20 protein-coding genes and 1 pseudogene are annotated in these 24,019 nt (G+C 73.6%); 4 read left to right on the forward strand and 17 right to left on the reverse strand.

The features are described from left to right. Positions 1 to 105: 105 nt before the first annotated feature. From rplS to proS, 7 genes are all read right to left on the reverse strand, one after another. Positions 106 to 462, reverse strand: a complete 357-nt coding sequence (rplS, locus tag AB0G13_RS11075; protein WP_089001547.1) for a 50S ribosomal protein L19 — start codon at positions 460 to 462, stop codon at positions 106 to 108. 142 nt (positions 463 to 604) lie between these two features. After that, entirely contained in the window at positions 605 to 1,378 is a 774-nt protein-coding gene (gene trmD, locus AB0G13_RS11080) for a tRNA (guanosine(37)-N1)-methyltransferase TrmD (protein WP_357872137.1), read from the reverse strand. Between the two features lie 20 nt (positions 1,379 to 1,398). Continuing rightward, on the reverse strand, positions 1,399 to 2,004 hold the full coding sequence (gene rimM, locus AB0G13_RS11085) for a ribosome maturation factor RimM (RefSeq protein WP_357872192.1): 606 nt from the start codon (positions 2,002 to 2,004) through the stop codon (positions 1,399 to 1,401). 2 nt (positions 2,005 to 2,006) lie between these two features. Further along, positions 2,007 to 2,267, reverse strand: a complete 261-nt coding sequence (locus AB0G13_RS11090) for an RNA-binding protein (RefSeq protein ID WP_172862164.1) — start codon at positions 2,265 to 2,267, stop codon at positions 2,007 to 2,009. Further along, positions 2,242 to 2,709 (reverse strand): 30S ribosomal protein S16, encoded by a 468-nt coding sequence (rpsP, locus tag AB0G13_RS11095; protein WP_357872139.1) that lies wholly within the window; start codon positions 2,707 to 2,709, stop codon positions 2,242 to 2,244. The genes AB0G13_RS11090 and rpsP overlap by 26 nt, the downstream gene beginning before the upstream one ends. 287 nt (positions 2,710 to 2,996) lie before the next feature. After that, entirely contained in the window at positions 2,997 to 3,644 is a 648-nt protein-coding gene (locus tag AB0G13_RS11100; protein ID WP_357872142.1) for a DUF402 domain-containing protein, read from the reverse strand. A 115-nt stretch (positions 3,645 to 3,759) separates the two neighbouring features. Then, the gene (gene proS / locus AB0G13_RS11105) at positions 3,760 to 5,166 is read right to left on the reverse strand and encodes a proline--tRNA ligase (protein WP_357872145.1); all 1,407 of its coding nucleotides are present in this window, start codon (positions 5,164 to 5,166) and stop codon (positions 3,760 to 3,762) included. A gap of 104 nt (positions 5,167 to 5,270) precedes the next feature. Here proS and AB0G13_RS11110 point away from each other — a divergent pair, with 104 nt between their 5' ends. Beyond that, positions 5,271 to 5,876 (forward strand): TetR family transcriptional regulator, encoded by a 606-nt coding sequence (locus tag AB0G13_RS11110; protein WP_357872148.1) that lies wholly within the window; start codon positions 5,271 to 5,273, stop codon positions 5,874 to 5,876. Positions 5,877 to 5,944: 68 nt separating this feature from the next. Here AB0G13_RS11110 and AB0G13_RS11115 read toward each other — a convergent pair whose 3' ends face one another. Further along, entirely contained in the window at positions 5,945 to 7,024 is a 1,080-nt protein-coding gene (locus AB0G13_RS11115; protein ID WP_357872151.1) for an amidohydrolase family protein, read from the reverse strand. Between the two features lie 278 nt (positions 7,025 to 7,302). On the opposite strand from AB0G13_RS11115, the gene AB0G13_RS11120 reads away from it, so the two are divergent. Next, positions 7,303 to 10,848: a S8 family serine peptidase gene (locus AB0G13_RS11120; RefSeq protein ID WP_357872154.1), complete on the forward strand. Its 3,546-nt coding sequence runs from the start codon at positions 7,303 to 7,305 to the stop codon at positions 10,846 to 10,848. A 69-nt stretch (positions 10,849 to 10,917) separates the two neighbouring features. On the opposite strand, the gene AB0G13_RS11125 is transcribed toward AB0G13_RS11120, so the two are convergent. The 7 genes from AB0G13_RS11125 to ftsY all read right to left on the reverse strand — a co-directional run bounded on the left by AB0G13_RS11125 (position 10,918) and on the right by ftsY (position 19,698). After that, positions 10,918 to 11,496: a Uma2 family endonuclease gene (locus tag AB0G13_RS11125; protein ID WP_357872157.1), complete on the reverse strand. Its 579-nt coding sequence runs from the start codon at positions 11,494 to 11,496 to the stop codon at positions 10,918 to 10,920. A 67-nt stretch (positions 11,497 to 11,563) separates the two neighbouring features. Further along, on the reverse strand, positions 11,564 to 13,123 hold the full coding sequence (gene ffh / locus AB0G13_RS11130; protein WP_357872160.1) for a signal recognition particle protein: 1,560 nt from the start codon (positions 13,121 to 13,123) through the stop codon (positions 11,564 to 11,566). A 138-nt stretch (positions 13,124 to 13,261) separates the two neighbouring features. Beyond that, the gene (locus AB0G13_RS11135; protein ID WP_357872162.1) at positions 13,262 to 15,658 is read right to left on the reverse strand and encodes a [protein-PII] uridylyltransferase; all 2,397 of its coding nucleotides are present in this window, start codon (positions 15,656 to 15,658) and stop codon (positions 13,262 to 13,264) included. Between the two features lie 7 nt (positions 15,659 to 15,665). Continuing rightward, positions 15,666 to 16,004: a P-II family nitrogen regulator gene (locus tag AB0G13_RS11140; RefSeq protein WP_176733926.1), complete on the reverse strand. Its 339-nt coding sequence runs from the start codon at positions 16,002 to 16,004 to the stop codon at positions 15,666 to 15,668. A gap of 25 nt (positions 16,005 to 16,029) precedes the next feature. Then, positions 16,030 to 17,442: an ammonium transporter gene (locus AB0G13_RS11145; protein ID WP_357872165.1), complete on the reverse strand. Its 1,413-nt coding sequence runs from the start codon at positions 17,440 to 17,442 to the stop codon at positions 16,030 to 16,032. A gap of 197 nt (positions 17,443 to 17,639) precedes the next feature. Further along, entirely contained in the window at positions 17,640 to 18,503 is an 864-nt protein-coding gene (locus AB0G13_RS11150; RefSeq protein ID WP_172896564.1) for an aminoglycoside phosphotransferase family protein, read from the reverse strand. Between the two features lie 7 nt (positions 18,504 to 18,510). Further along, complete coding sequence (gene ftsY, locus AB0G13_RS11155; protein WP_357872168.1) at positions 18,511 to 19,698, reverse strand: signal recognition particle-docking protein FtsY; 1,188 nt, start codon at positions 19,696 to 19,698, stop codon at positions 18,511 to 18,513. Between the two features lie 150 nt (positions 19,699 to 19,848). On the opposite strand from ftsY, the gene AB0G13_RS11160 reads away from it, so the two are divergent. Together AB0G13_RS11160 and AB0G13_RS11165 are read left to right on the forward strand one after the other, a co-directional pair. Continuing rightward, positions 19,849 to 21,561 carry an alkaline phosphatase D family protein gene (locus AB0G13_RS11160; protein ID WP_357872171.1) on the forward strand — a complete coding sequence of 571 codons (1,713 nt, stop codon included), beginning with the start codon at positions 19,849 to 19,851 and terminating at the stop codon, positions 21,559 to 21,561. A 117-nt stretch (positions 21,562 to 21,678) separates the two neighbouring features. Further along, positions 21,679 to 22,200 (forward strand): DinB family protein, encoded by a 522-nt coding sequence (locus AB0G13_RS11165; RefSeq protein WP_357872174.1) that lies wholly within the window; start codon positions 21,679 to 21,681, stop codon positions 22,198 to 22,200. A 27-nt stretch (positions 22,201 to 22,227) separates the two neighbouring features. Here AB0G13_RS11165 and AB0G13_RS11170 read toward each other — a convergent pair whose 3' ends face one another. Both AB0G13_RS11170 and AB0G13_RS11175 read right to left on the reverse strand, forming a co-directional pair. After that, positions 22,228 to 22,848, reverse strand: coding sequence for an HAD-IA family hydrolase (locus AB0G13_RS11170; RefSeq protein ID WP_357872178.1), 621 nt, complete (start codon positions 22,846 to 22,848; stop codon positions 22,228 to 22,230). Further along, positions 22,848 to 23,945, reverse strand: a pseudogene (locus AB0G13_RS11175) (AAA family ATPase); the annotation flags it as partial. The pseudogene AB0G13_RS11175 and the gene AB0G13_RS11170, both read right to left, overlap by 1 nt. Between the last annotated feature and the right edge of the window lie 74 nt (positions 23,946 to 24,019).

The following is a 24,019-nucleotide window of genomic DNA, read 5'->3' on the forward strand; positions in this document are numbered from 1 at the left end:
CGCCGTCGAGGCGGGACGTCGCCCGGCTGCGCCCGTAGCGACCAGGGTAGTGCGCTCCGGTCGGTACGACATACGCGCAGTTCGGACGGCGTGGCGAGCGCGAGGTCAGCTGGGCTGCTTCTCGCGCTTCTCCTTGATCTTGGCCTTCTTGCCCCGCAGCTCGCGCAGGTAGTAGAGCTTGGCGCGGCGGACGTCACCGCGGGTCACGACCTCGATCCGGTCGATCGCCGGGCTGTTGATCGGGTACGTGCGCTCGACACCGACACCGAAGCTGATCTTGCGGACCGAGAAGGTCTCGCGCAGACCGTCACCCTGGCGGCGGATGACGACGCCCTGGAAGATCTGGACACGGGACCGGTTGCCCTCGACGACCCGGGCGTGCACCTTGACGGTGTCACCGGCACGGAAGTCGGGGAGGTCGGTGCGCTTCGACTGGGCGTCAAGGGCGTCCAGGATGTTCATCGCTGCGTCCTCGTGAGGCTCACGGCGCACCGTCAATCGGTGCGCGGGTGGGTGATTCTGATCCCCGGGTGGCGGTCGGTGACCCGACCCCGGTCGGGGATCCTCGCAGCCGTCCGCGGCGCGGCCGGTTGCGGCAACCCCCCTACTTTGCCACATCCCCCGACGGCACCTGAAATCCGGCCCGGTCCAGCGCGGCGACGTCCCGTTTGTCCAGGCGGTCAGGGTCCAGCGCGGCGAGCATGTCCGGACGGCGCGTCGCGGTGCGGGTCAGCGCCTCGTCCCGCCGCCAGCGGGCGATCCTGCCGTGGTCGCCGGAGCGGAGCACCTCCGGCACCTCCAGCCCGCGCCAGGTCGCCGGCTTCGTGTACATGGGGGCCTCCAGCAGCCCGTGGGCATGCGACTCCTCGGCCAGTGAGCCCGCGTTGCCGAGCACGCCCGGCAGCAGCCGGGTGACCGCCTCCAGGATCACCAGCACGGCCACCTCCCCGCCGAAGAGGACGTAGTCGCCGAGGGAGACCTCGGTCACCGGCATCCGGGTGGCGGCGTGGTCGAGCACCCGCTGGTCGATGCCCTCGTACCGGCCGCAGGCGAAGAGCAGGTGCGGCTCGGCGGCCAGCTCGTGCGCCATCGCCTGGGTGAAGGGGGCGCCGGTCGGGGCCGGCACCACCAGCCGGGGCGGGGTCGCCTCCGCCGGGGCGAGGGCGTCGAGCGCCTCGCCCCACGGCTCCGGCCGCATCACCATGCCGGGACCGCCGCCGTAGGGCGTGTCGTCGACCGTGCGGTGCACGTCGTGGGTCCAGATCCGCAGGTCGTGTACGGCCAGCCGCAGCGTGCCGTTCGCCCGTGCCCTGCCGATCAGCGACAGGTCCAGCGGGGCGAAGTACTCCGGGAAGATCGACACGATGTCGACGCGCATGCGGGGCTGCTCCAGCGGTTCTACAGATCGAGCAGACCGGCCGGCGGGTCGACGACGACGCGACCGCCGGCGAGGTCTACCTCGGGGACGATCGCCTTGACGAACGGGATGAGCGCGGTGCCGCCCTCGGGACGGCGCAGCACCAGCAGGTCGGAGGCGGGGGCGTGGTCGATCCGGGCCACCTCGCCCAGCCGGTCGCCGTCGGGGGTGACCACGGCCAGCCCGACGAGCTGGTGGTCGTGGAACTCCTCCGGGTCCTCCGGCGGGGCGACGCCGGCGCTGTCGACCCCGATCAGGGTGCCGCGCAGCGCCTCGGCGACGTCCCGGTCTCCGATGCCCTCGAACGCGACCAGCATCCGCCCCTGGTGGAAGCGGGCGGACTCCACGACCAGCTCGGCTGGCACCCGGAAGGGCTGGCCCTGCTCGGGCGCGGCCGGCGACGGCGGGGCCGCCCCGGGCTCGGTGCGCGGCGCCCGGTCGCCGGACGCGGAGCGGGGCGGCGCCCCGGGCACGGTGTTCAGCACCATGCCCGGGGCGAACCGCGCCTCGGGCTCGTCGGTCCGCACCTCCACGGTGACCTCACCGCGGATGCCGTGCGGCTTGCCGATCCTGCCGACGATGAGCAGCATCAGTACGAGTCGACGATGTCGACGCGTACGCCGCGCCCGCCGATGGAGCCGATCACCTGGCGCAGCGCCTTGGCGGTCCGGCCGGACCGCCCGATCACCGTGCCGAGGTCCTCCGGGTGCACGCGGACTTCCAGCCGCTTGCCCCGACGGGAGTCGACCATCCGGACGCGTACGTCATCGGGGTGGTCGACGATGCCCTTGACCAGGTGCTCCAACGCCGGACGCAGAGGCATGTCAGGCCTGCTCACCGGCGTCGGCAGCGGCGGCCGGGGCCTCGGCCGGAGCCTCGGTCTTCGGCGCCTCGGCCGGAGCCTCGGTCTTGGCGGCCTTCTTGGCCGGCTTGGCCGGGGTCTCGGCCAGCCCGGCGGCGGCCTTCGCCTCGGCCTCGTACGCCGCGGTGCGGTCGACCCGCTCCGGGGCGACCTTCAGCGGCGGCGGGGCCGGCAGGCCCTTGAACTTCTGCCAGTCACCGGTCAGCTCCAGCAGCCGCTGCACCGCCTCGCTCGGCTGGGCGCCGACGGACAGCCAGTACTGGACCCGCTCCGACTTGACCTCGATCACCGAAGGGTCTTCCTTCGGCTGGTAGACCCCGACGAACTCGATCGCCCGGCCGTCGCGCTTGGTGCGCGAGTCGGCGATGACGATGCGGTACTGCGGGTTGCGGATCTTGCCCATCCGCAGGAGCCGGATCTTTACGGCCACAGTTGTTTCGCTCCTGTTGCGATCTCACCTGCCCGAACGGGCGGTGCACGGGTGAGTGTCGACCGGCACAGTGGGGTTGGGCCGGAGACTGCTCGGTGGACTGGCGACGTGCCCGGGTTAGAGGGCGCCGGACACACGCCGGATACCAGCCAGCCATTCTGCCAGATCGGGCCCGGATCTCTCACACCGGACCGCCCCGGGTCACCCACCCGGCGGCAGAAGTGACCGAGAGCACACCTCGACGCGCGGGTCGCGGGCGCCGGTCGGAGGGGTCCGCGGGCGCGGGATCAGCGCGCCGGGGGGCGGTCCCAGCCGGGCGGCAACTCGTCGGGAATGACCCAGTCGGGCGGCGGGGTGAAGTCGCACCAGGTGCCGTCGAACGGGAACTCCCCCGCCTCGGCCAGCGCGATCACCCGCTTCCCCTCGGTGCGGACCGCGTCCGGGTCGGCCACCCAGTAGTGGTCGGGGAAGGCCAGCCGCTCGACGAACTCATCCTCGTCCTTCCACTCCCAGCGGAGGTCCGGGCGGACGACCACGTCGAGGTCCTGGTCCACCATGTCGACGCCGGCGAGCGCGCCGTCGTCCCAGCGCACCCCGGACTCCTCCAGGTTGACGTACCAGTTGGCGAAGCGGTCGTGCGCGTCGCGGAACCACCACACCGAGTGGGCGGCCCCGGTGGGCAGGAACTTCAGCACGGACGGGCCGTTCCACCGGCCGGGGGCCAGGCGGTACGACGAGGAGATCCACTCGGTGAACGGCACCGCCCGCATGCCCAGCCCGGCCGCGGTGACCTCGCTGGCGACCGGGGAGTTGCGGGCCACCCAGAGCAGCAGGCCCCGGGCGTCGTCGCTGACCACCCGCGCGGTGCGCACCCAGGCGATCCGGCCCCGGCGTACGTTGCGGTGCACGATCAGTCGCCCAGGTTCGAATCTCACGCCCCGACCCTACCGGCGCCGGCCCGGTCCACCTGCCGCCGCCGCGCGCCCCGGGTACGCGGAAGGGTCCCCTCCGCCGCCTCGGGCGGCAGGAGGGGACCCTTCCCGGACCGGTTCAGTAGGCGCGGGCCAGGATGGCGACCAGGTCGGGCTCGTCCTCGGAGTCGGGCACCGAGCCGTCGGCGCGCAGCAGGCAGCGCACGGTGACGCCCTGGCCGTTCGCCTCCGCCTCGCCCTGGACGCCGACCGCCGACCACGGCACCATGGCCCAGCCGGTGGCCGCCGCCTCGATCGCCTCGGCAAGGGTCGACACCTCGACCGTGCGGGACTTGCGGTGGGCCAGCGCCTGGTCGTGCAGGGCCCGCTGGTCGGCGTCGAGGGCGGCCAGCACGGCGGTCACCACGTCGGCCACCGGCGTCGGGGACTTCGAGCCGTCCGTACGCCGCACCACGACCGCGTTGCCGGCGGCCAGGTCGCGGGGGCCGACCTCGACGCGTACCGGATAGCCCCGCAGCTCGGCGTCGACGGCCCGGCGGCCGAACGGGGTGTCCGTGCGGTCGTCGAGCGCGACCCGGACGCCGGCGTCGCGCAGCGCGTCGCGCAGCTTGGCCGCCGCCTCACCGACGCCCTCGCCGTCCTTGACCACCATGACGTACGCCTGCACCGGCGCCAGCTTCGGCGGCACGCGCAGGCCGTTGTCGTCGCCGTGGCACATGATCAGGCCGCCGAGCATCCGCGTAGAGGTGCCCCAGGAGGTCGTCCAGGCGTGCTCCCGGCCGCCCTCGGCCGACGAGTAGCTGATGTCGAAGGCCTTGGCGAAGTTCTGCCCCAGCTCGTGGCTGGTGCCGAGCTGAAGGGCCTTGCCGTCACCCATCATGCCTTCGCAGGTGTAGGTGGCGGTGGCGCCGGCGAAGCGCTCGCGGGCCGTCTTCAGGCCCACGACCACCGGGATGCCGAGCACGTTGACCATCAGGTCCTCGTACGCCTCGTGCAGGATCCGGCGGGCGTAGGCGCGGGCGTCGGAGCGGGTCGCGTGGGCGGTGTGCCCCTCCTGCCAGAGGAACTCGCTGGTGCGCAGGAAGATCCGGGGGCGCAGCTCCCAGCGGACCACGTTGGCCCACTGGTTGAGCAGCAGCGGCAGGTCCCGGTACGAGTCGATCCACTTGGCCATGAACTCGCCGATGACGGTCTCGCTGGTGGGGCGCACCACCACCGGCTCGGCGAGCTGCTTGCCGCCGCCGTGGGTGACCACGGCGAGCTCCGGCGAGAAGCCCTCGACGTGCTCCGCCTCGCGCTTGAGGTAGCTCTCCGGGATGAAGAGCGGGAAGTACGCATTCTCCGCGCCCGCCGCCTTGATCCGGGCGTCCATCTCGGCCTGCATCCGTTCCCAGATGGCGTAGCCGGCCGGTCGGATGACCATGGTCCCCCGGACCGGGCCGTTGTCGGCCAGCTTCGCCTTGGCGATCAGGTCCTGGTACCAGCGGGGAAAGTCCTCCGCACGGGGAGTGAGCACGCGTGCCATGACCGCACATCCTATGCGCCGGCCGAAGGGACGACGCCATCGGGCGCGACGTCGCCGGTGTCCGCCGTGCCGACCGGTGTGGCGGGCCGTAGGATGCGACCACCATGGGTGAGGTGAGGGACGGCACCCGTTCACGGGAGGCGATCGTCGAGGCCGCCCGGGCGTTGACCATCGCGACCGGCTGGGACGGCGTCCGGATGGGCGCTGTCGCGCGCGCGGCGGGGGTCAGCCGGCAGACGGTCTACAACGAGTTCGGCACCAAGGCGGGGCTGGCCGAGGCGCTCGCCCGGCGCGAGGTCGACCGGTTCGTCGGCGACGTGCGCGCCCTCCTGCACGCACACGGCGACGACGTCCGGGCCGCCGCGCACGCCACCATCTCGCACACCCTCAGCCAGGCCGCCGGCGATCCGTTGATCAAGGCCGTCCTGACCAGTTCCCGGGGCGGCTCGGACGATCTGCTGCCCTACCTCACCACCCGGTCGGAGCTGGTGCTGACCGAGGCCACCGAGGTGCTGCTCGAGTGGGCCGACGGCGTGCTGCCCGGCGCCGACCGGGCCGCGGTCGCCTTCGCGACGGACTCGGTCGTCCGGTTGGTGATCAGCCACATCGTCCTGCCCGGCGCCCCCGTCGCACAGACCGCCGCCGCCCTCGCCGACCTGGCGGTGTACCTGCTCCTGCACGCGGTCACCCAGGGCACCTACTCCGACTGACCGGGCGCCGCCGGGCGGCGGCGCCCGGCGGCCGGGAGCGCCACCGGGCCCGACCGGGGCGCGGCGGGTCAGCGGACGACGCGACCGCGCAGCACGATGCGGGCGGGGCTGCGCACGGCGCGCAGGTCGGCGCGCGGGTCCTCGGGATAGACGACGAGGTCCGCCAGGCCGCCCTCGACCAGTCCGGGGAAGCCGAGCCACTCGCGGGCCCGCCAGGACGCGGCGGCGAGCACGTCGGTGGTGGACATGCCGGCCTGCTCGTGCAGCAGCAGCATCTCCTCCGCCGCGAGGCCGTGGTCGATGCCGCCGCCCGCGTCCGTGCCCACGTAGATCGGCACCCCGGCCTCGTACGCCGAACGCACCACCTCGGGGAAGCGGTCACGCAGGGCGAGCATGTGCTCGGCGTAACCGGGGAACTTGGCGCGCGCCTGCTCGGCGATCCCGCCGAAGGTCCGAATGTTGATCATCGTGGGGACGAGGGCGGTGCCCCGCCGGGCCATCTCGTCGACCAGGTCCAGGCTGAGGCCCGTGCCGTGCTCCACCGAGTCCACCCCGGCGCGCACCATGATCTCGACGGCGGACTCGGAGAAGGTGTGCACGGCGGCGCGCACCCCGGCGGCGTGCGCGGCCCGGACGGCGGCGGCCATGGTGTCGGCGTCCCAGGCCGGGGCGAGGTCGCCGACACCCCGGTCGATCCAGTCGCCGACCAGCTTCACCCAGCCGTTGCCGGCGCGCGCCTGCGCGGCCACCGTGGCGGCCACCTCCGCCGCGCCGACCTCGACGCCGATGTCGCGCAGGTAGCGCTTCGGCGGCGCGACGTGCCGGCCGGCGCGGGCCAGCCGCGGCAGATCGGGCTCGTCGTCGAGCTCCGGGTACGGGTACGGCGAGCCGGCGTCCCGGATCGCGAGGACCCCGGCGTCCCGGTCGGTGCGGGCCAGCTCGCGGGCCTGGTCGAGCGAGGTGATCGGGGCGCCGCCCCGGGCGATGCCGATGTGGCAGTGCGCGTCGATCAGCCCGGGCAGCACGAAGCCGCCGTCGGCGATGGTCTCCGCGCCGGGGACCGGGGTGAAGGTCACCCGGTCGCCGACCAGCCACAGGTCACGGACCTCGTCGTCGGGCAGCACCACACCGCGTACGTGCCAGGCCATGCGTCCTCCGTCTGCGCGCGAAAGGGCGGTCCGCCCGCCATTCTTCCCGGTCGGCGCCGGCCGGAGCCAGCCAGGGCGGCGCGCCGCGACTCCGGTGCGTAGCCTGGCGAACACAGGGCGGCACGAACGGTTGATTGACAGATTTCTTTATTTACGCATGTCTTGATGAAGGGATTCTCCATCGCCAGGATGCTCCGCAAGCGCCCGCACAGCGGGCGCGCACAGGTGTCGCCTCACCCAAAAAGGAGCGTCGGGACGTGTCACCACGACGATGGCGAATGGCAGTGGTCGGCCTGGCGGTCGGCCTCACCCTCCCGATCGGCGCCGGCGCTCCGGCCGCCGCCGCACCGGACCCCGCCCAGGCAGAGGCCAGGGCGGTGGCCGCGAAGGTCGACAAGAAGGTCACCACCCGGCTCGCCAGCCAGGGCAAGGCCAGCTACTGGGTCTTCCTGGACAGCAAGGCCGACCTGTCCGGCGCGGCCAGGCTCCGCGGCAAGACGGAGAAGGCCGCCCACGTCCACCGCACCAAGACCGCCCACGCCGAGCGCAGCCAGGCGGGCCTGCGCGCCATGCTGACCCGCGAGGGCGCGGAGTTCACCCCCTTCTGGCTGGTCAACGCCATCAAGGTGACCGGCGACGCCGAACTGCTCGGCGACCTCGCCGTACGCTCCGACGTCTCCGAGATCCTCGCCGACGACCCGGTCGAGATCCCGAAGCCGCTGCCCGGCGAGACCCTGCCCACCACCAACGCCACCGAGTGGAACATCGACCGGATCAACGCGCCGCGGGTCTGGAACGAGCTGGGCGTACGCGGCGAGGGCATCGTGGTCGCCAACATCGACAGCGGCGTCGACGTCACCCACCCCGCCGTGGCCGCCAGCTACCGGGGTCGCAGCGGCGACGGCACCCTCGACCACAACTACAACTGGTTCGACCCGGCCCAGGTCTGCCCCACCGCCGCGCCGTGCGACAACAACGACCACGGCACGCACACCATGGGCACGATGGTCGGCGCGGACGGCGCGAACGTCGTCGGCGTGGCCCCGGGCGCGCGCTGGATCGCCGCCAAGGGCTGCGAGACCAGCGGCTGCTCGCGGGCGTCGCTGCTCGCCTCCGGCCAGTGGATCGTGGCCCCCACCGACCTCGGCGGCGCGAACCCGCGCCCCGACCTCGCCCCGGACGTGGTCAACAACTCCTGGGGCTCCAGCGCCTACGACCCGTGGTACACCGAGATCGTCTCGTCGTGGGTGGCCGCCGGCATCTTCCCGGCCTTCTCCAACGGCAACAGCGGCCCGAGCTGCAACACCTCCGGCAGCCCCGGGTCGTACACGATCAGCTACAGCTCCGGCGCGTTCGACGTGAACAACGCGATCGCCAGCTTCTCCAGCCGGGGCACCGGCGAGAACGGCGACATCAAGCCGAACATCGCCGCGCCGGGCGCCAACGTCCGCTCCTCGGTGCCGGGCGGCTACGCGGCGTTCAGCGGCACGTCGATGGCCTCCCCGCACACCGCGGCGACCGTGGCGCTGATGTGGTCGGCCTCGCCGGCCATCCAGGGTGACGTCGCCGAGACCAAGCGCATCCTCGACGACACCGCGGTCGACGTCAACGCGCTCACCTGCGGCGGCACCGTCGACGACAACAACGTCTTCGGCGAGGGACGGCTCGACGCGTACGCCGCGGTCGACGCCACCCCCCGGGGCGCCCTCGGCGCGCTGGGCGGTCAGGTCACCTCCGGCGGCGCCCCGCTGGCCGGTGCGGACGTGCGGGTCAGCGGCCCGATGACGCGCGCCACCACCACCGCCGCCGACGGCTCGTACGGGCTCGACCGGCTGATGGTCGGCAGCTACACGGTCTCGGTGAGCAAGTTCGGCTACGTCACGGCGACCACCTCGGTGACGGTCACCGAGAACCAGACGGTCGAGGCGGACGTCGTCGTCGCGCAGGCCCCGTCGGCCACGCTGAGCGGCACGGTGCGCACCTCGACCGGCCCGGCCGGCGGTGCCACCGTAACCGTCCTGGGCACCCCGCTCGCCGTCACCGCCGACGCCCAGGGCCACTACTCGGTGACGGTGCCGCACGGCACGTACGACGTCCGCTTCGGGCACGCGTACCGCTGCTCGGACGTGGTGACCAGGCCGGCCCAGGTCGGCGCGGACACCGTCCTGGACGTCACCCTGCCCGACCGGGTCGACGCCTTCGGATACGCCTGCGGCCCCGCCGGCGGCTCCTTCGTCGCCGGCACGGAGCTGCTGGCGCTGACCGGTGACGACCGCAGCGTGCCCGTCACGCTGCCCTTCCGGGTCCCGCTCTACGGCAGGTCCTACCGGCAGGCGTGGGTGAGCACCAACGGCGTGCTCGGCTTCGACGTCGCGTCGACCAGCCGCCTGAACACCGCCCTGCCCAACGCCACCAACCCCGACCTGGCGCTCTTCCCGTTCTGGGACGACCTCTACGTGGAGGCCGACTCGGGCGTCTACACCGCCGTCACCGGCGCCAAGCCGCACCGCACCTTCGTCGTGGAGTGGCGCAACGTGTCGATCTTCGCCGACCGGTCGATGCGACTGACCTTCAGCGCCGCCATCGGCGAGGACGGCTCGATCACCTACCGGTACGCCGACGTCGACGGCACCGGCGCGGAGACCGGCACCGGCGCGACGATCGGCCTGGAGAACGCCGACGGCAGCGTCGGCTTCGAGTACTCGTACAACGCCCAGGCGGTCGCCGACGGCACGGCGATCGCGTTCCGCAGCACCCGCACCGGGGTGCTCTCCGGCGTGGTCACCGACGCCAACGACGGGCGGCCGGTCGCCGGGGCCACCGTGAGCGCCCGGGTGGGCGACGCGACGGCCACGGAGACCACCGAGGCCGACGGCACGTACCTGATCCAGGCGCCGGCCGGCGCGGTCGGGTTCGCCATCGGCAAGGAGCACTACGAGGCGGCGTCGGGCTCGGTGGCGTTGCCGGCCGGCGGGGCCGAGGTCCGTTCGGCGGCGCTGCGCACCGCGCGGGTCGGCACCCCGACGGGCGAGCTGACCGTCGTCGCCCCGGCCGACCAGACCCGGGGCGGGCAGCTCACCCTGAGCAACACGGGGGCGCTCGGCACCGACGTCACGGTCACCGAACTGAACGAGGACGGCGCGCCGCAGGACGTCGGCTGGCTCGGCCTCACCGGCGCCACCGGCACCCTGGCCAGCGGCGGCCGGCACACCGTCGGCGTGGCGACCAGCACCGCCGGCCTGGCCCCCGGCAGCCACCACCGGGCCAAGCTGCGGATCGCCTCGGCCAGCGGACGGCAGCCCGTCCTCGTCGTTCCGGTCACCCTGGTGGTGCCGCGCCACGCCGTGGCGATCAACGCCGGCGCGACGTCGCCCCGGGCCGACGTCGAGGGCCAGACCTGGTCGCCGGACCGGGCCTGGACCGCCGGCGGCGCCGGCTACCTCGGCACCTCCAGCCGACGGACGACCAGCACCCCGATCACCGGCACCAACGACCCGGCCCGCTTCGCGGACCAGCGGGAGGGGATGTACGAGTACCGCGTCGACGGCCTCGCGGACGGCCACTACACGGTGGAGCTGGACTTCGCCGAGGTGAAGCCGCAGTACCCGGACAAGCGGGTCTTCGACGTGCTGCTCGAGGGCCAGGAGGTGCTGCCGTCGCTGGACGTGGCCGGTGAGGTGGGCAGCTACGCCGCGCTGAACCGGACCTACACGGTGCGGGTGACGGACGGCCAGCTCAACGTGCGGTTCGTGACGCACAAGGGCTACGGGTTGCCGATCGTGAACGCGCTGCGGGTCACCGACCGGCCGGACCTGCCGTCCTGACCGGTCGCACGAGAAGCGGGGCCCGGCCGGTGACGGCCGGGCCCCACCCGTGTGGACCCGTCGGCGGTGTCAGTCCCCGTCGCCCGCGAGCAGCCCGGCCCGTCGCGTCGTCAGCGCGGGCAGGTCGACGGAGACCTTCCACGGCCGCTCGGTGACGAAGAGGTCCTCGGTGTGCGTCACCACCTCGTACTCGCCGGTGGGGCCGAGCGTGTACTCCGTCAGGGTCATCCGCTCGTGCAGCGGGTCGACCACCCAGTACGTCCGCACCCCGGCGTGCGCGTAGACCTTCGCCTTGTCGTAGAGGTCGCGGAACGTGGAGGTCGGCGAGAGGACCTCGACGGCCAGCAGGGCGTCCTGGACGGGCACGGGCGACCGGTCGGCGTGCTCGCGACGGATGGCGACCACGTCGGGACGCGGCTCGTTGCGGCGGTCGATGCGCATCGACAGGTCGATGCTGACCAGGTACTCGGCGGGGCAGTCGACCTCGAGGGCGAGCAGCAGTCGCACGCAGAGGTCCTGATGCACGGCGGTGGGGGACGGCACGATCAACCTTCCGTCGACCAATTCGTACGGAAGGTCCTTCGGCAGGTCACCGAGGTCGTCAACCGTCCACTCCGACCGCTCGGGCAGGATGGGTGCCACGGTCATGACTCCTCCTTCCAGGGGCGACATCACCCTAGGCAAGGATCACGTCACCCACCGCCAACGACACGCCTCAGCGGGTCCGGCCGTCGCCGCCCTTGCCGAGCTTGTTGAAGTCGATCTTCGGCAGCTTGAAGCCCGGCGGCAGGCCCTGGCCGGCGGCCAGGTCGTTCGGGTCCATGCCCGGCGGGAGCTGCGGCATGCCGCCCGGGAAGCCGCCCGGCATCCCGGCGCCCGCCCCGGCGCGCGGCCGGTTGCCGCCCTTGGTGCCCTTGCGCTTGTTCTTCGGCGACTTGGTCGCCTTGCGCCGGCCGCCGCCGGGCAGGCCCATCATGCCGCCCATCTGCTTCATCATCTTCTGCGCGTCGGCGAAGCGGTTGAGCAGCTGGTTGACGTCCATCACGGCGACCCCGGAGCCGTTGGCGATGCGGGCCCGGCGGGAGCCGTTGATGATCTTCGGGTTGGTGCGCTCGGCGGGCGTCATCGACCGGATGATCGCGGTGACCCGGTCGAAGTGCTTGTCGTCCAGCTCGGCGAGCTGGTCCTTCATCTGCCCCATGCCCGGCATCATGGCCAGCACGTTGGCGATCGGGCCCATCCGCCGGACCGCGATGAGCTGGTCGAGGAAGTCCTCCAGGGTGAACTGCTCGCCGCCCATCAGCTTGGCGGTCATCTTCTCCTTCTGATCGGTGTCGAAGGCCTGCTCGGCCTGCTCGATCAGAGTGAGGACGTCGCCCATGCCGAGGATCCGGCTGGCCATCCGGTCGGGGTGGAAGACGTCGAAGTCCTCCAGCTTCTCGCCGGTGGAGGCGAAGAGGATCGGCTGGCCGGTGACCTCCCGGACCGACAGCGCGGCGCCACCGCGGGCGTCGCCGTCGAGCTTGGAGAGGACCACGCCGGTGATGCCCACGCCGTCGCGGAACGCCTCGGCGGTGCGCACCGCGTCCTGTCCGACCATGGCGTCGATGACGAAGATGACCTCGTCGGGGTCGACCGCGTCGCGGATGTCGGCGGCCTGCTGCATCATCTCGGCGTCGATGCCGAGCCGGCCGGCGGTGTCGACGATGACGATGTCCCGGGCGGCCCGCTTCGCGTGCTCGATCGAGGCCCGGGCCACCTGCACGGGGTCGCCGGTGCCGTTGCCGGGCTCGGGGGCGTACACCTCGACGCCGGCGCGGCCACCGAGCACCTGGAGCTGCCCGACGGCGTTGGGGCGCTGGAGGTCGGCGGCGACCAGCAGCGGCTGGTGGCCCTGGGCCTTGAGCCAGCGGGCCAGCTTGCCGGCGAGGGTGGTCTTACCGGAACCCTGGAGGCCGGCGAGCATGATCACCGTCGGCGGCTGCTTGGCGAACTGGAGTCGCCGCCCCTCGCCGCCGAGGACGTTGATCAGCTCCTCGTTGACGATCTTGATGATCTGCTGCGCCGGATTGAGCGCCTGGGAGACCTCGGCGCCGCGCGAGCGCTCCTTGACGTTGGCGATGAAGCCCTTGACCACCGGCAGCGCGACGTCCGCCTCCAGCAGCGCGAGGCGGATCTCGCGCGCGGTGGCGTCGATGTCGGCGTCGGTGAGCCGACCCTTGCCGCGGAGCTTGGTGAAGATCCCGGACAGGCGGTCACTCAAGGTGTCAAACACGCGAACATCCCGTTTGTCAGTGTTCCGGCGGGCAGATCGACGGCCGGGCGAGGTGTCCGGCCACCGCTAGGGTAGCCGGCCGGCCGCACCGCCGCTCCGGGCCGGGCACAGCCGGGGCGGCGTCGGCGGGCCGCTTGCTCACACCGCGGCCAGCACCGCGGCCTCCAGCCGGGCCCGGGTCGCCTCGCCCGGCCAGCCGCCGACGAGGTAGAAGGCGTCGACCACGTCCCCGCCGAGGGTGGAGATGCGGGCCGCGCGCACCTGGGCGCCGGCCTCGTCGAGGGCGCAGGTGACCCGGTAGAGCAGGCCCGCCGCGTCGGCGGCGCGCAGCTCCAGCAGCACGGCGTCGGTGGCCGCCTCGCGGTGCCAGACCACCCGCGGCGCGGCACCCCCGGCCCGCGCCGCCAGGGCCCGGCCGCGCAGCCGCTGGGTGACCGAGACGTCGCCGTTCACCGCGCGCCGCAGGTCGGCGCCGAGCGCGATCGGGTCGGGCGCGAGCCCGTACCGGGGCTGCACCCGGCACTCCACCAGGGCCCGGCCGTCGACGGTGGAGGCGTCGGCGGAGAGCACCTCCAGCCGGTGCAGCGCCAGGCAGCCGGCCACCGTCGCGAGCAGGCCGCGCCGGTCCGCCGCGGCCACCGCGACCCGGTCCCCCGTCAGGTGTACGACCGGCAGGGGGCCCGCCAGCAGGGCCGGGTCGGGGTCGGGCGGGGCGGGCAGCGCGCCCGTGTCCAGCGCGGTACGCACCCGGGCGACCAGCTCGGCGACCAACCGGCCCTTCCAGTCCGACCAGGCGCCCGGCCCGGTGGCGGCGGCGTCGGCGCGGACCAGGGCGTGCAGCAGGTACAGCGTGCCCGGGTCGCCGACCCGCTCGGCCACCCCGGCGATGGTGACCGGGTCGGCGAGGTCCCGCCGGGTGGCCACGTCGGGCAGGAGCAGGTGCAGCCGGACCAGCGTGCCGATCAGCGCCACCTCCGGCCCGGGCAGGCCGATCCGGGCGGCCACCGCCTCGGCCAGCGGCGCCCCGACGGTGCTGTGGTCCCCCCGTAGGCCCTTGCCGATGTCGTGCAGGAGGCCGCCGAGCAGCAGCAGGTCGGGGCGGTCCACCTCGCGGCTGTGCCGGCTGGCCTCGTACGCGGTCTGCACGAGGTGCCGGTCGAGGGTGAACCGGTGCACCGGGTTGTGCTGCGGGAGGCTGCGCAGCCGGGTCCACTCGGGCAGCCAGCCCTCGATCAGCCCGTACCGGTCGCAGGTCTCCCAGGCCGGCACCAGGCCGGGGCCGGCGCCGAGCAGGGTGATCAGCGCGGCCCGGGCCTCGGCCGGCCACGGCGCCGGCAGCGGCGGGCAGTACGCGGCCAGCCACTCGCAGGTGGCCCGGGCGATCGGCAGCCGGGTGACGGCCGCGGCGGCGGCGACCCGCAGCGACAGGCTCGGGTCGGGCCGGGCCCCGATCGCGGTGCGGGCCAGCACCAGCTCGCCGTCGTGCTCGACGACGTCCCGGGCGACCGGTCGGCGCAGCGGACGCCCGTCGGCGCCCCGGCGGCGGCCCGCGCGGAGCCGGTCGGCGGCGCGGAAGGCGTCGTCGAGGGCGTGGCTGACGGTCCGGGCGTCCCCGGCGACCCGGCGCAGCAGCGCGTCACCGTCGCCGACGAGTTCGGCCCGCTGCGACGCCTCGGACGCGCCGGACGGGAGCTGCCGAGGCGGCGGGGCGACGGACGCGCCCGGCGGGAGCTGCCGAGGCTGGGCCGGGTCGGACGCGCCCGGCGGGGACTGCCGCAGCCCGAGCAGCGCGGCGACCCCGTCGCGCTCCTCGGCGACCAGCCGGTCGACCCGGCGGCCGACCTGCCGGTGCAGCGCGTCCCGGGTGTCCAGCAGCCGCAGGTGCGCGGCGCGGACGGCGGGGCGCAGCGCGTCGGTGATCCCGGCGGTGGCGATGGCCCGCAGGATGCCCACGTCGCGCAGCCCGCCGGCTGCCTCCTTCAGGTCGCCCTCCAGCAGGAACGCCAGCTCGCCGTGGGCCGCCCAGCGGGCGGCGGTGAGCTCGCGGAGCGCCGGGAGCTGCCGCACGGCCGTACGCCGCCAGTGGTCGGCGGCGGTGCGCACGAGTGTCTCCGCGAGCGCGGCGTCCCCGGCGACCAGCCGCGCGTCGAGCAGCCCGAGGGCCACCTTCACGTCGTCCTGGGCGACGGAGAGCGCCTCGGCGACGGTCCGGACGGAGTGGTCCAGCCGCAGGCCGGCGTCCCAGACCGGGTACCAGACGGAGGCGGCCAGCTCGTCCACGCCGGGCACCCCGGCGTGCAGCAGGACGAGGTCGAGGTCGCCGTGCGGCGCGCACTGCCGGCGGCCCAGCCCGCCGACGGCGACCAGCGCCACCCCGGGCCGCCGCGGCAGCAGCTCGCGCAACCACCGGTCGTACGCGTCGGCCCGCGCCGCCCGCGCCGCCTCCCCGACGCCGCCGACGACCTCGTCGACCGGGAGCTGCGCGGCACCGTTGCCGGTGTGTCCCGACGCGTCCCTCCCGGTCGACGAGGTCATGGCGGTGTCAGAGCGCGTCGAGGCCGCGCTCGCCGGTGCGGACCCGGACGACCTCCTCGACCGCGGTCACCCAGACCTTCCCGTCGCCGATCTTGCCGGTCCGGGCGGCGCCGACGACGGCGTCGACGATCTTGTCGACGTCGATCTCGTCGGTGAGCACCTCCACCCGGATCTTGGGCAGGAACTCGACCGTGTACTCGGCACCCCGGTAGACCTCGGTGTGCCCCTTCTGCCGCCCGTAGCCCTGGACCTCGCTGACGGTCAGGCCGGCCACGCCGAGGGCGTGCAGGGCCTCCTTCACCGCGTCCAGTTGGTACGGCTTGATGACCGCGGTCACCAGCTTCATGTCCAACCCCTCCATCCCAGGAACGTTAACCGGCGACCTTCTCGGCGGCCGGCTCGGCCGGCGCGGCAGGCGCGGCCGCCGGCTCCGGCGCCGGCCTGGCGCCGGTCAGCCCGGCCATGGCGAACGCGCTGCCCCCGCCGCTACCGGCGGCCGGCGACAGGTCGTAGCCGCTCTCGGCGTGCTCGGCGATGTCGATGCCGCCGACCTCGTCCTCGGCCCGCAGGCGGAAGCCGATCGTCTTCTCGATCCCGAAGGCGAGCACCCAGGCCACCGCGAAGGACCAGGCGGTGACGATCAGGCCGGCCAGGGCCTGCCGGCCGAGCTGGGTCGCCCCGCCGCCGTAGAAGAGCCCGTCGGAGGCGCCGATCACGTCGGTGATCGCCCCGTTGACCGAGTTGGTGGCGAAGAGGCCGAGCCAGAGCGAGCCGATCCAGCCGCCGACGAAGTGCACGCCGACCACGTCGAGCGAGTCGTCGTAGCCGAGCTTGTACTTGAGGCTGATCGCCAGCGCGCAGACCGCGCCGGCGACCAGGCCGAGCAGCACCGCCGCCCAGGGCGCGACGAAGCCGCAGGCCGGGGTGATGGCGACCAGGCCGGCGACGGCGCCGGACGAGGCGCCGACCAGGGTCGGCTTCCTGTCCTTGACCCATTCGACGACGATCCAGCCGAGCACCGCGGCGGCCGTGGCGAGCTGCGTGTTGACGAAGGCCAGGCCGGCGACCGAGTCGACGGTGAGCTCGGAACCGGCGTTGAAGCCGAACCAGCCGAACCAGAGCAGCCCGGCGCCGAGCGCGACGAGCGGGATGTTGTGCGGCTTCATGCCCTCCCGGGGCCAACCGAGCCGCTTGCCCAGCACCAGCGCCAGGGCCAGGGCCGCCGCGCCGGCGTTGATGTGCACCGCGGTGCCGCCGGCGAAGTCGAGCGCGTGCAGGTCGGCGCCGATGATGCCGCCGCCCCACACCCAGTGCGCGACCGGGAAGTAGACCAGCGTCGCCCAGCCGAACGCGAACAGCAGCCAGCCGGCGAACTTCGCCCGGTCGGAGACCGCGCCGCTGATCAGCGCGACGGTGATCACGGCGAACATCATCTGGAAGGCCATGAACACGTAGAGCGGGACGCCGATGCCGCTCGGGTTCTCCGCCGTCGCGCCCCAGAGATCGGTCTCGGCGAGGAAGGTCTTGGTGCCGAGATAGGCGCCCGGGTCCCCCCAGAGGCCGTTGACATCGCTGCCGAACGCGATGCTGAAACCGTAGAACCACCACAAAACGGAGATGAGCCCGATCGCGGAGAAGCTCATCATCATCATGTTCAGTACACCCTTGGCCCGGTTCAGGCCGCCGTAGAACAGCGCCAGTCCGGGCGTCATGAGCAGCACGAGCGCCGTCGACACCAGCAACCACACGGTGTTGCCGGAATCGATCGTGGGTGCCTCAGGCACGCTGGCCTCCTAAAGGTGAAGTTCCCTCCTTCACGGCTTCCGGGGCAGCGTCGCCCGTACGCCGGATGCGCGGAAGCCTGGTCGCTCCCTGTTTCCCCCAGCGTCACCCGTCGATTTCCGGACGGTGACGGCTTGTTTCGGACGTGTGAAGAGAACCTCACCATCGTCGCGGGGCGGCATCCGGCGGCACGGACCGCTCAGCGCAGCGCGTACTCCAGGGCGTTGCGCTCGTAGTCGAGCAGCCGCAGGTCCCGCATCGGCCGGCGCAGGTGCCCCTTGTGCACGATCCGGACGAAGGCCGGCTCACCGGCGGCGGCCATCCGGCGGATGCCCTCCACGTGGTCCACGATCCGCTTGCGGATGGTCCGGATCAGCCGGTGCCGGTCCCGGGGGATCAGCCCGTACGCGTCGGCGAAGAGGCGCAGCCGGCGCGGCCGGTCGGGGTGCTTCCAGCCGAGCGTGATCGAGTCCCGGTCGGAGAAGATCGGCACCCAGGTCCAGGCCGCGTACGCCACGTCGTAGATCCGGGCGCCGGGCGAGGCGAGGTCGAAGTCGATCAGCCCGAGGGTGCCGTCGGGCCGCCAGATCACGTTGTGCGGGGCGGCGTCGTGGTGGCAGATGACCTCGGTGTCCGGCGGCGGCGGGCCGAACGAGCGCCACACCGCCCCGGGCGGCGGGACGAAGCCGTACTGGGCGTCGTGGAACATCCGGAGCATGGTGGCGACGGTCACCAGCGCCTCGTCGGTGACCCAGTGCGGGGCCAGCGGGTACTCCCCGCACTCCCCCTCCAGGTACGACAGGACCTCCCGGTTGCGCTCGTCCATGCCGAGCGCGCGGGGAGCGCCGGTGAACCCGACGTACTCCAGGTGGCGCAGCAGGGCGTGCACGGAGGGCGTCCACGGCCCGGCGTTGCGCCGGACCGTGTCGCCGACGCGGACCACGGTGCTGACGTTCCCGCCGTGCAGCGGGATCTCCTGCGAAGTCACGTACGGTCTCCCGAGGCGCGGCGACGGGTGGCTGGGGTCGCGCCACCCGGCGTAGGCGCGATCGTCGGTCGTCACTGCGAGGTTACGCGTCCCGGGCGAGCGGCTCGGTACCGAGCAGCGCGTCGACGAACTGTGCGGGGTCGAACGGGGCCAGGTCGTCCTTGCCCTCGCCGAGCCCGACCAGCTTGACCGGGATGCCCAGCTTGCGCTGCACGGAGATCACGATGCCGCCCTTGGCGGTGCCGTCGAGCTTGGTGAGCACGACGCCTGTCACGTTGACCACCTCGGTGAAGACCCGGGCCTGCTCCAGCCCGTTCTGCCCGGTGGTGGCGTCGAGGATCAGCAGCGTCTCGTCGATCGGGCCGTGCTTCTCCACCACCCGCTTGACCTTGCCCAGCTCGTCCATCAGGCCGACCTTGTTCTGCAGCCGGCCGGCGGTGTCGATCAGCACGGTGTCCACGCCGGTGTCGATGCCCCGCTTGACGGCGTCGAAGGCCACGCTGGCCGGGTCGGCGGCCTCGGGCCCGCGGACGGTCTCCGCGCCGACCCGCCCGCCCCAGGTCTCCAGCTGGTCGGCGGCGGCGGCCCGGAAGGTGTCCGCGGCGCCGAGCAGCACGCTGCGGCCGTCGGCGACGAGCACCCGGGCGATCTTGCCGCAGGTGGTGGTCTTGCCCGCGCCGTTGACGCCGACGACCAGCAGCACCGCCGGCACGCCCGCCTTGGGGGCGGTCCGCAGCGACCGGTCCAGGGTCGGGTCGAGCGCGTTGACCAGCTCGGCGGCGAGCAGGGCGCGCAGCTCGTTCGCGGACCGGGTACCGAGGACCCGGGTGCGCTCGCGCAGCCGGTCGACGATCTCCCGGGTGGCGTCGATGCCGACGTCGGCGGTGATCAGGCTGTCCTCGATCTCCTCCCAGGCGTCCTCGTCGAGGTGGTCGCGGCTGAGCAGGCCGAGCAGGCTCTTGCCGAAGACGTTCTGCGAGCGCGACAGCCGCGAGCGCAGCCGGACCAGCCGCCCGGCGGTCGGCTCGGGGACCTCCAGCACCGGGGCCGGGGCCTCCACGACCGGCGGCTCCACCAGGATCCCGGTGGACAGTTCGGCCTCCGGCGCCTCCACCGGCGGGCCGGCGAGGTCCTCCTCGGCCCGGGTCTCGACCTCCGTCTCGGGCAGCGGCGGCTCCGGTCGCCGGCGCAGCCGCGGCACGACCAGCCCGATGCCGCCAAGGATCAGCACGCCGAGCAGGGCGAGCGCGATGAGGAGGTATTCGGTCATGCCGGAATCCTGTCAGATGCCGGCGAAGCTGTCCCAGCCACCGCTCCCGACCGCGCCCGCGAGAGCCGACGGTAGGCTCGGTCACAGCCAGCAGTGGTGCGACCGCCGGCCGGGTAGTAAAGATGAAGTCCGCTCATCTGGAGGTCGACCATGCCCGCGGCACACCTGCTCATCGGCCCGTTGCTACGCAGGGTGGTCGGCACGCGGGCCACCGTCTGGGTCGAGACCAGCGCGCCCGCCGTGGTCACCGTCCGCACCGCCGACGGCGCCGCCGGCACCGCCCCCACCTTCTCGGCGTACGACCACCACTACGCCCTCGTCGTGGTGGAGGGGCTCACCCCGGACAGCGCCACCAGCTACGAGGTGCTGATCGACGACGAGGTCGCGTGGCCGGTGCCGAAGAGCAAGTTCCCGCCCAGCGTGATCCGCACCCGGGCGGCCGACGACCTCGACCAGCCGGTCCGGTTGGTCTTCGGCTCCTGCCGGGAGACCACCCAGCACGCCACCACCCGACGGCTGCCCCCGGACGCCCTCGACGCGTACGCCCGACGGCTGATGGCCGACCCGGAGCCGGCCGACCTGCCCGACCTGCTGGTGCTCCTCGGCGACCAGGTCTACGCCGACGTGACCTCCCCCACGGTCCGGCGGCTGCTGAAGCGGCGTCGCAAGCGGCCCAAGGGCGCGCCGGGCGACCAGGTGGTCAGCTTCGACGAGTACACGAAGCTCTACCTGGAGTCCTGGCGGGACCCGGAGATCCGCTGGCTGTTCTCCACCGTCCCGAGCGTGATGATCTTCGACGACCACGAGGTCATCGACGACTGGAACACCTCGGCCACCTGGCGCGACGACATGCGCGACCAGCCCTGGTGGGCGGAGCGGATCGCCAGCGGCCTCGCCTCGTACTGGGTCTACCAGCACCTGGGCAACCTCTCCCCGGACGAGATCGCCGCCGACCCGGTCTACGCCAAGGTCAGCGCGGCGGAGGACGCCACCGGGGTGCTGCGCGAGTTCGGCCAGCGGGTCGACACCGAGGCCGACCTCGCCCACGACACCGAGCGGTGGCGGGCCGTGCAGTACCAGTGGAGCTACGCGCTGGACCTGGGCCGGACCCGGCTGGTCATGCTCGACAACCGGTGCAGCCGGGTGCTGGAACCCGGCCAGCGGGCGATGCTGCCCCCGGGCGAGTGGTCGTGGTTCCTCGACCGCGCCCACGGCGTCTACGACCACCTTGTGGTCGGCGCGTCCCTGCCCTGGCTGCTCCCGCCGGGCATCCACCACGTGGAGGCGTGGAACGAGAAGCTGGCCGACTCCCGGCGGCGCTGGGTCGCCCGGCTGGCGGAGAAGCTGCGCCGCGGGCTGGACCTGGAGCACTGGGCCGCGTTCCACCGGTCGTTCGACGCGCTCGGGGCGCTCTTCGCCCGCCTCGGCAGCGGCACGCCCGGCGAGCCCGGCGAGCGGATCGGGGCCGGCCCGGCGTACGCGCCACCGGCGTCGATCAGCGTGCTCTCCGGCGACGTGCACCACTCGTACGTGGCGCGGGCGCGGTTCGCCGACCGGGGCGTGGTCACCCCGGTGCACCAGCTCACCTGCTCGCCCATCCACAACCAGGTCCCCGCCGGGATGCGCCCGCTGATGAGGCTGGGCTGGTCGGCCGGGCCGGCCGGGGCCACCCGGGCGCTGGCCCGCACCGCCGGGGTGCGCCGCCCGCCCTTCCGCTGGAAGCGGCTGGCCGGGCCGTACTTCGGCAACGCCGTCGCCACGCTCGTGCACGCCGGGCGGACGGCCGAGGTGACCATCGAGGGCACCACCAGCGACGGCCACCTGCGCGAGGTGATGCGGCAGCGCCTGACGCCCTGCCTTTGAGCCCCCCGGATCGGACGCGCCACCGGCACGCGCCGGGCAGGCCACCGGCACGCGCGCCGCCGGTGGCGCCCCGATAACCGCTCGCGGGATGTCGGGGGTGCCGCCCAGGATGACCGCATGACCTGGCGAGCACCGGAGATCACCCGGACCCCCGAGCCCTATGTCGGCGACGAGCGCACCATGTTGGAAGGCTGGCTGGAATACCACCGGCAGACCCTGCTGATGAAGTGCGCCGGACTGACCGCGGAACAGTTGCGCACACCCAGCGTCGAGCCCTCGGGGCTCACCCTGCTCGGCCTGGTGAGGCACCTGGCCGAGGTGGAGGCCTGGTGGTTCCGGGAGAACTTCGCCGGCCAGCAGGTCGACTACCCCTACTTCACGCCAGACAACCCGGACGCCGACCACGACGTCAGCGCTGCCGACGCCGAGGCCGACTTCGCCACCTTCCACCGGGAGGTCGCGCTCGCCCGCGCCGCCGCCGCCGGCCGGTCGCTCGACGAGACCTTCACCGAGGTCGGCCCGAAGCGCCGGACGTTCAACCTGCGGTGGGTCTACGTGCACCTGATCGAGGAGTACGCCCGGCACAACGGCCACGCAGACCTGATCCGCGAACGCATCGACGGCGTCACGGGCGAGTAGCCCACGCCGGGGCGGGGACGGCGCCGGTCAGTACGCCAGGGCCGCCCGCGCGTACCGCAGGTCGGCCGGGCCGCTCCAGCGCAGCGCCGACAGGCCGGCGACGCGGGCGCCCCGGATCGCCCAGTCCTCGTCGTCGACGAAGAGCACCCGGGCCGCCGGGGTCTCCAGGGCCTCGCAGGCCGCCTGGAAGTACTCCTTCGCCGGCTTGTTGACCCCGATCTTGGACGAGTTGACCACCACGTCGAACTCGCCCACCAGGCCGAGCGCGGCGAGGTCGGCGTCGAGCAGGTCGGTGGCGTTCGTGCCGAGCCCGACCCGGATGCCGCCGGCCCGCGCCTCGCGGACGAAGGCGAGCACCTCGGGGTCCACCTCGCCCCGGTAGCGCTGCCACTGCTCCACGGCGGCCCGGGCCCGCTCCGGGCCGCCCACGGAGTCGGCCAGCGCGTCGGCCACGCTGGTCATCCAGTCGGCGTGGCTGACCCTGCCGGTCAGCACCGGCTGGAGCCGCCCCCACTGCATGGCGATCTCGGTGAGCACGCCCTCGGACAGGCCGTACTCCCGCTCCACCCCGGCGGCCACCGCCGGGTCCCACCGCCGCAGGACGCCGTCGAAGTCCACCAGGAGCGCCGTCGCCCGTTCCCGACCCACTACTCGTTCTCCTCGCCGCGGCCACGCCGCTCGTCTCCGTCGGCCCGGTTGAGCCGCTGGCTGATCACCTGGGTCACCCCGTTGCGCATGGTCACGCCGTACAGGGCGTCGGCGACCTCCATCGTCCGCTTCTGGTGCGTGATGACGATGAGCTGGCTCTTCTCCCGCAACTGTGCCAGCAGCGTGATCAGCCGGCCCAGGTTGACGTCGTCGAGCGCCGCCTCCACCTCGTCCATGATGTAGAACGGGCTGGGCCGGGCCCGGAAGATCGCCACCAGCATCGCCACGGCGGTCAGCGAACGCTCGCCGCCGGAGAGCAGCGACAGTCGCTTGATCTTCTTGCCCGGCGGACGGGCCTCGACCTCGACGCCGGTGGTGAGCAGGTCGTCCGGGTCGGTGAGCACCAACCGTCCCTCGCCGCCGGGGAAGAGCACGGTGAAGACCTGCTGGAACTCCCGGGCGGTGTCGGCGAACGCGCTGGCGAAGACCTCCAGGATCCGGTCGTCGACGTCCTTCACCACGGTGAGCAGGTCGCGGCGGGTGGCCTTGAGGTCCTCCAGCTGCTCGGAGAGGAACTTGTAGCGCTCCTCCAGCGCGGCGAACTCCTCCAGGGCCAGCGGGTTGACCTTGCCGAGCAGGGCCAGTTCCCGTTCCGCCTTGGCGGCCCGCTTCTCCTGCACCGGCCGCTCGTAGCGGACGGGCTCGGGCACCGGCAGGCCGTCGCGTTCGGCCGCCGCCACGTCGGCCTGGGTGGGCGGAACGGGCTGGGTCGGACCGTACTCGGCGACGAGGCTCTCCACGTCCAGCCCGAAGTCCTCGGCGGCCTTCGCCTCCAACTGCTCGATGCGCAGCCGCTGCTCGGCGCGGGCCACCTCGTCCCGGTGCACCTGGCTGGTCAGCCGCTCCAGCTCCGCGCCGAGCCGCTTGGCCGCGCCGCGTACCTCCTGGAGCTCGGCCTCGCGGGCGGCGCGCTCGCGCGCCACGGCGTCGCGGTGCTCCTCGGCCGCGGCGATGGAGGTGGCCAGCCGGGTGAGGGCCTCCCGGGCCCCGCCCGCCACGGCCCGGGCGATGCCCGCGCCCCGGGTGCGCGCCGCCCGCCCCAAGACCGACCAGGCGGCCGCCCGCGTGGCCGCCGCCAACGGCACCGTGGTGGCCAGCTACGACCAGATCG

This window comes from Micromonospora sp. NPDC023633 (assembly GCF_040640035.1).
GTDB lineage: Bacteria > Actinomycetota > Actinomycetes > Mycobacteriales > Micromonosporaceae > Micromonospora.

Coding starts and splice junctions, on each gene's coding strand:
- rplS (WP_089001547.1), bottom strand. CDS start 462: ATGAACATCCTGGACGCCCTTGACGCCCAGTCGAAGCGCACCGACCTC.
- trmD (WP_357872137.1), bottom strand. CDS start 1,378: ATGCGCGTCGACATCGTGTCGATCTTCCCGGAGTACTTCGCCCCGCTG.
- proS (WP_357872145.1), bottom strand. CDS start 5,166: ATGGCACGCGTGCTCACTCCCCGTGCGGAGGACTTTCCCCGCTGGTAC.
- AB0G13_RS11110 (WP_357872148.1), top strand. CDS start 5,271: ATGGGTGAGGTGAGGGACGGCACCCGTTCACGGGAGGCGATCGTCGAG.
- AB0G13_RS11115 (WP_357872151.1), bottom strand. CDS start 7,024: ATGGCCTGGCACGTACGCGGTGTGGTGCTGCCCGACGACGAGGTCCGT.
- AB0G13_RS11120 (WP_357872154.1), top strand. CDS start 7,303: ATGGCAGTGGTCGGCCTGGCGGTCGGCCTCACCCTCCCGATCGGCGCC.
- AB0G13_RS11125 (WP_357872157.1), bottom strand. CDS start 11,496: ATGACCGTGGCACCCATCCTGCCCGAGCGGTCGGAGTGGACGGTTGAC.
- AB0G13_RS11135 (WP_357872162.1), bottom strand. CDS start 15,658: ATGACCTCGTCGACCGGGAGGGACGCGTCGGGACACACCGGCAACGGT.
- AB0G13_RS11140 (WP_176733926.1), bottom strand. CDS start 16,004: ATGAAGCTGGTGACCGCGGTCATCAAGCCGTACCAACTGGACGCGGTG.
- ftsY (WP_357872168.1), bottom strand. CDS start 19,698: ATGACCGAATACCTCCTCATCGCGCTCGCCCTGCTCGGCGTGCTGATC.
- AB0G13_RS11160 (WP_357872171.1), top strand. CDS start 19,849: ATGCCCGCGGCACACCTGCTCATCGGCCCGTTGCTACGCAGGGTGGTC.
- AB0G13_RS11165 (WP_357872174.1), top strand. CDS start 21,679: ATGACCTGGCGAGCACCGGAGATCACCCGGACCCCCGAGCCCTATGTC.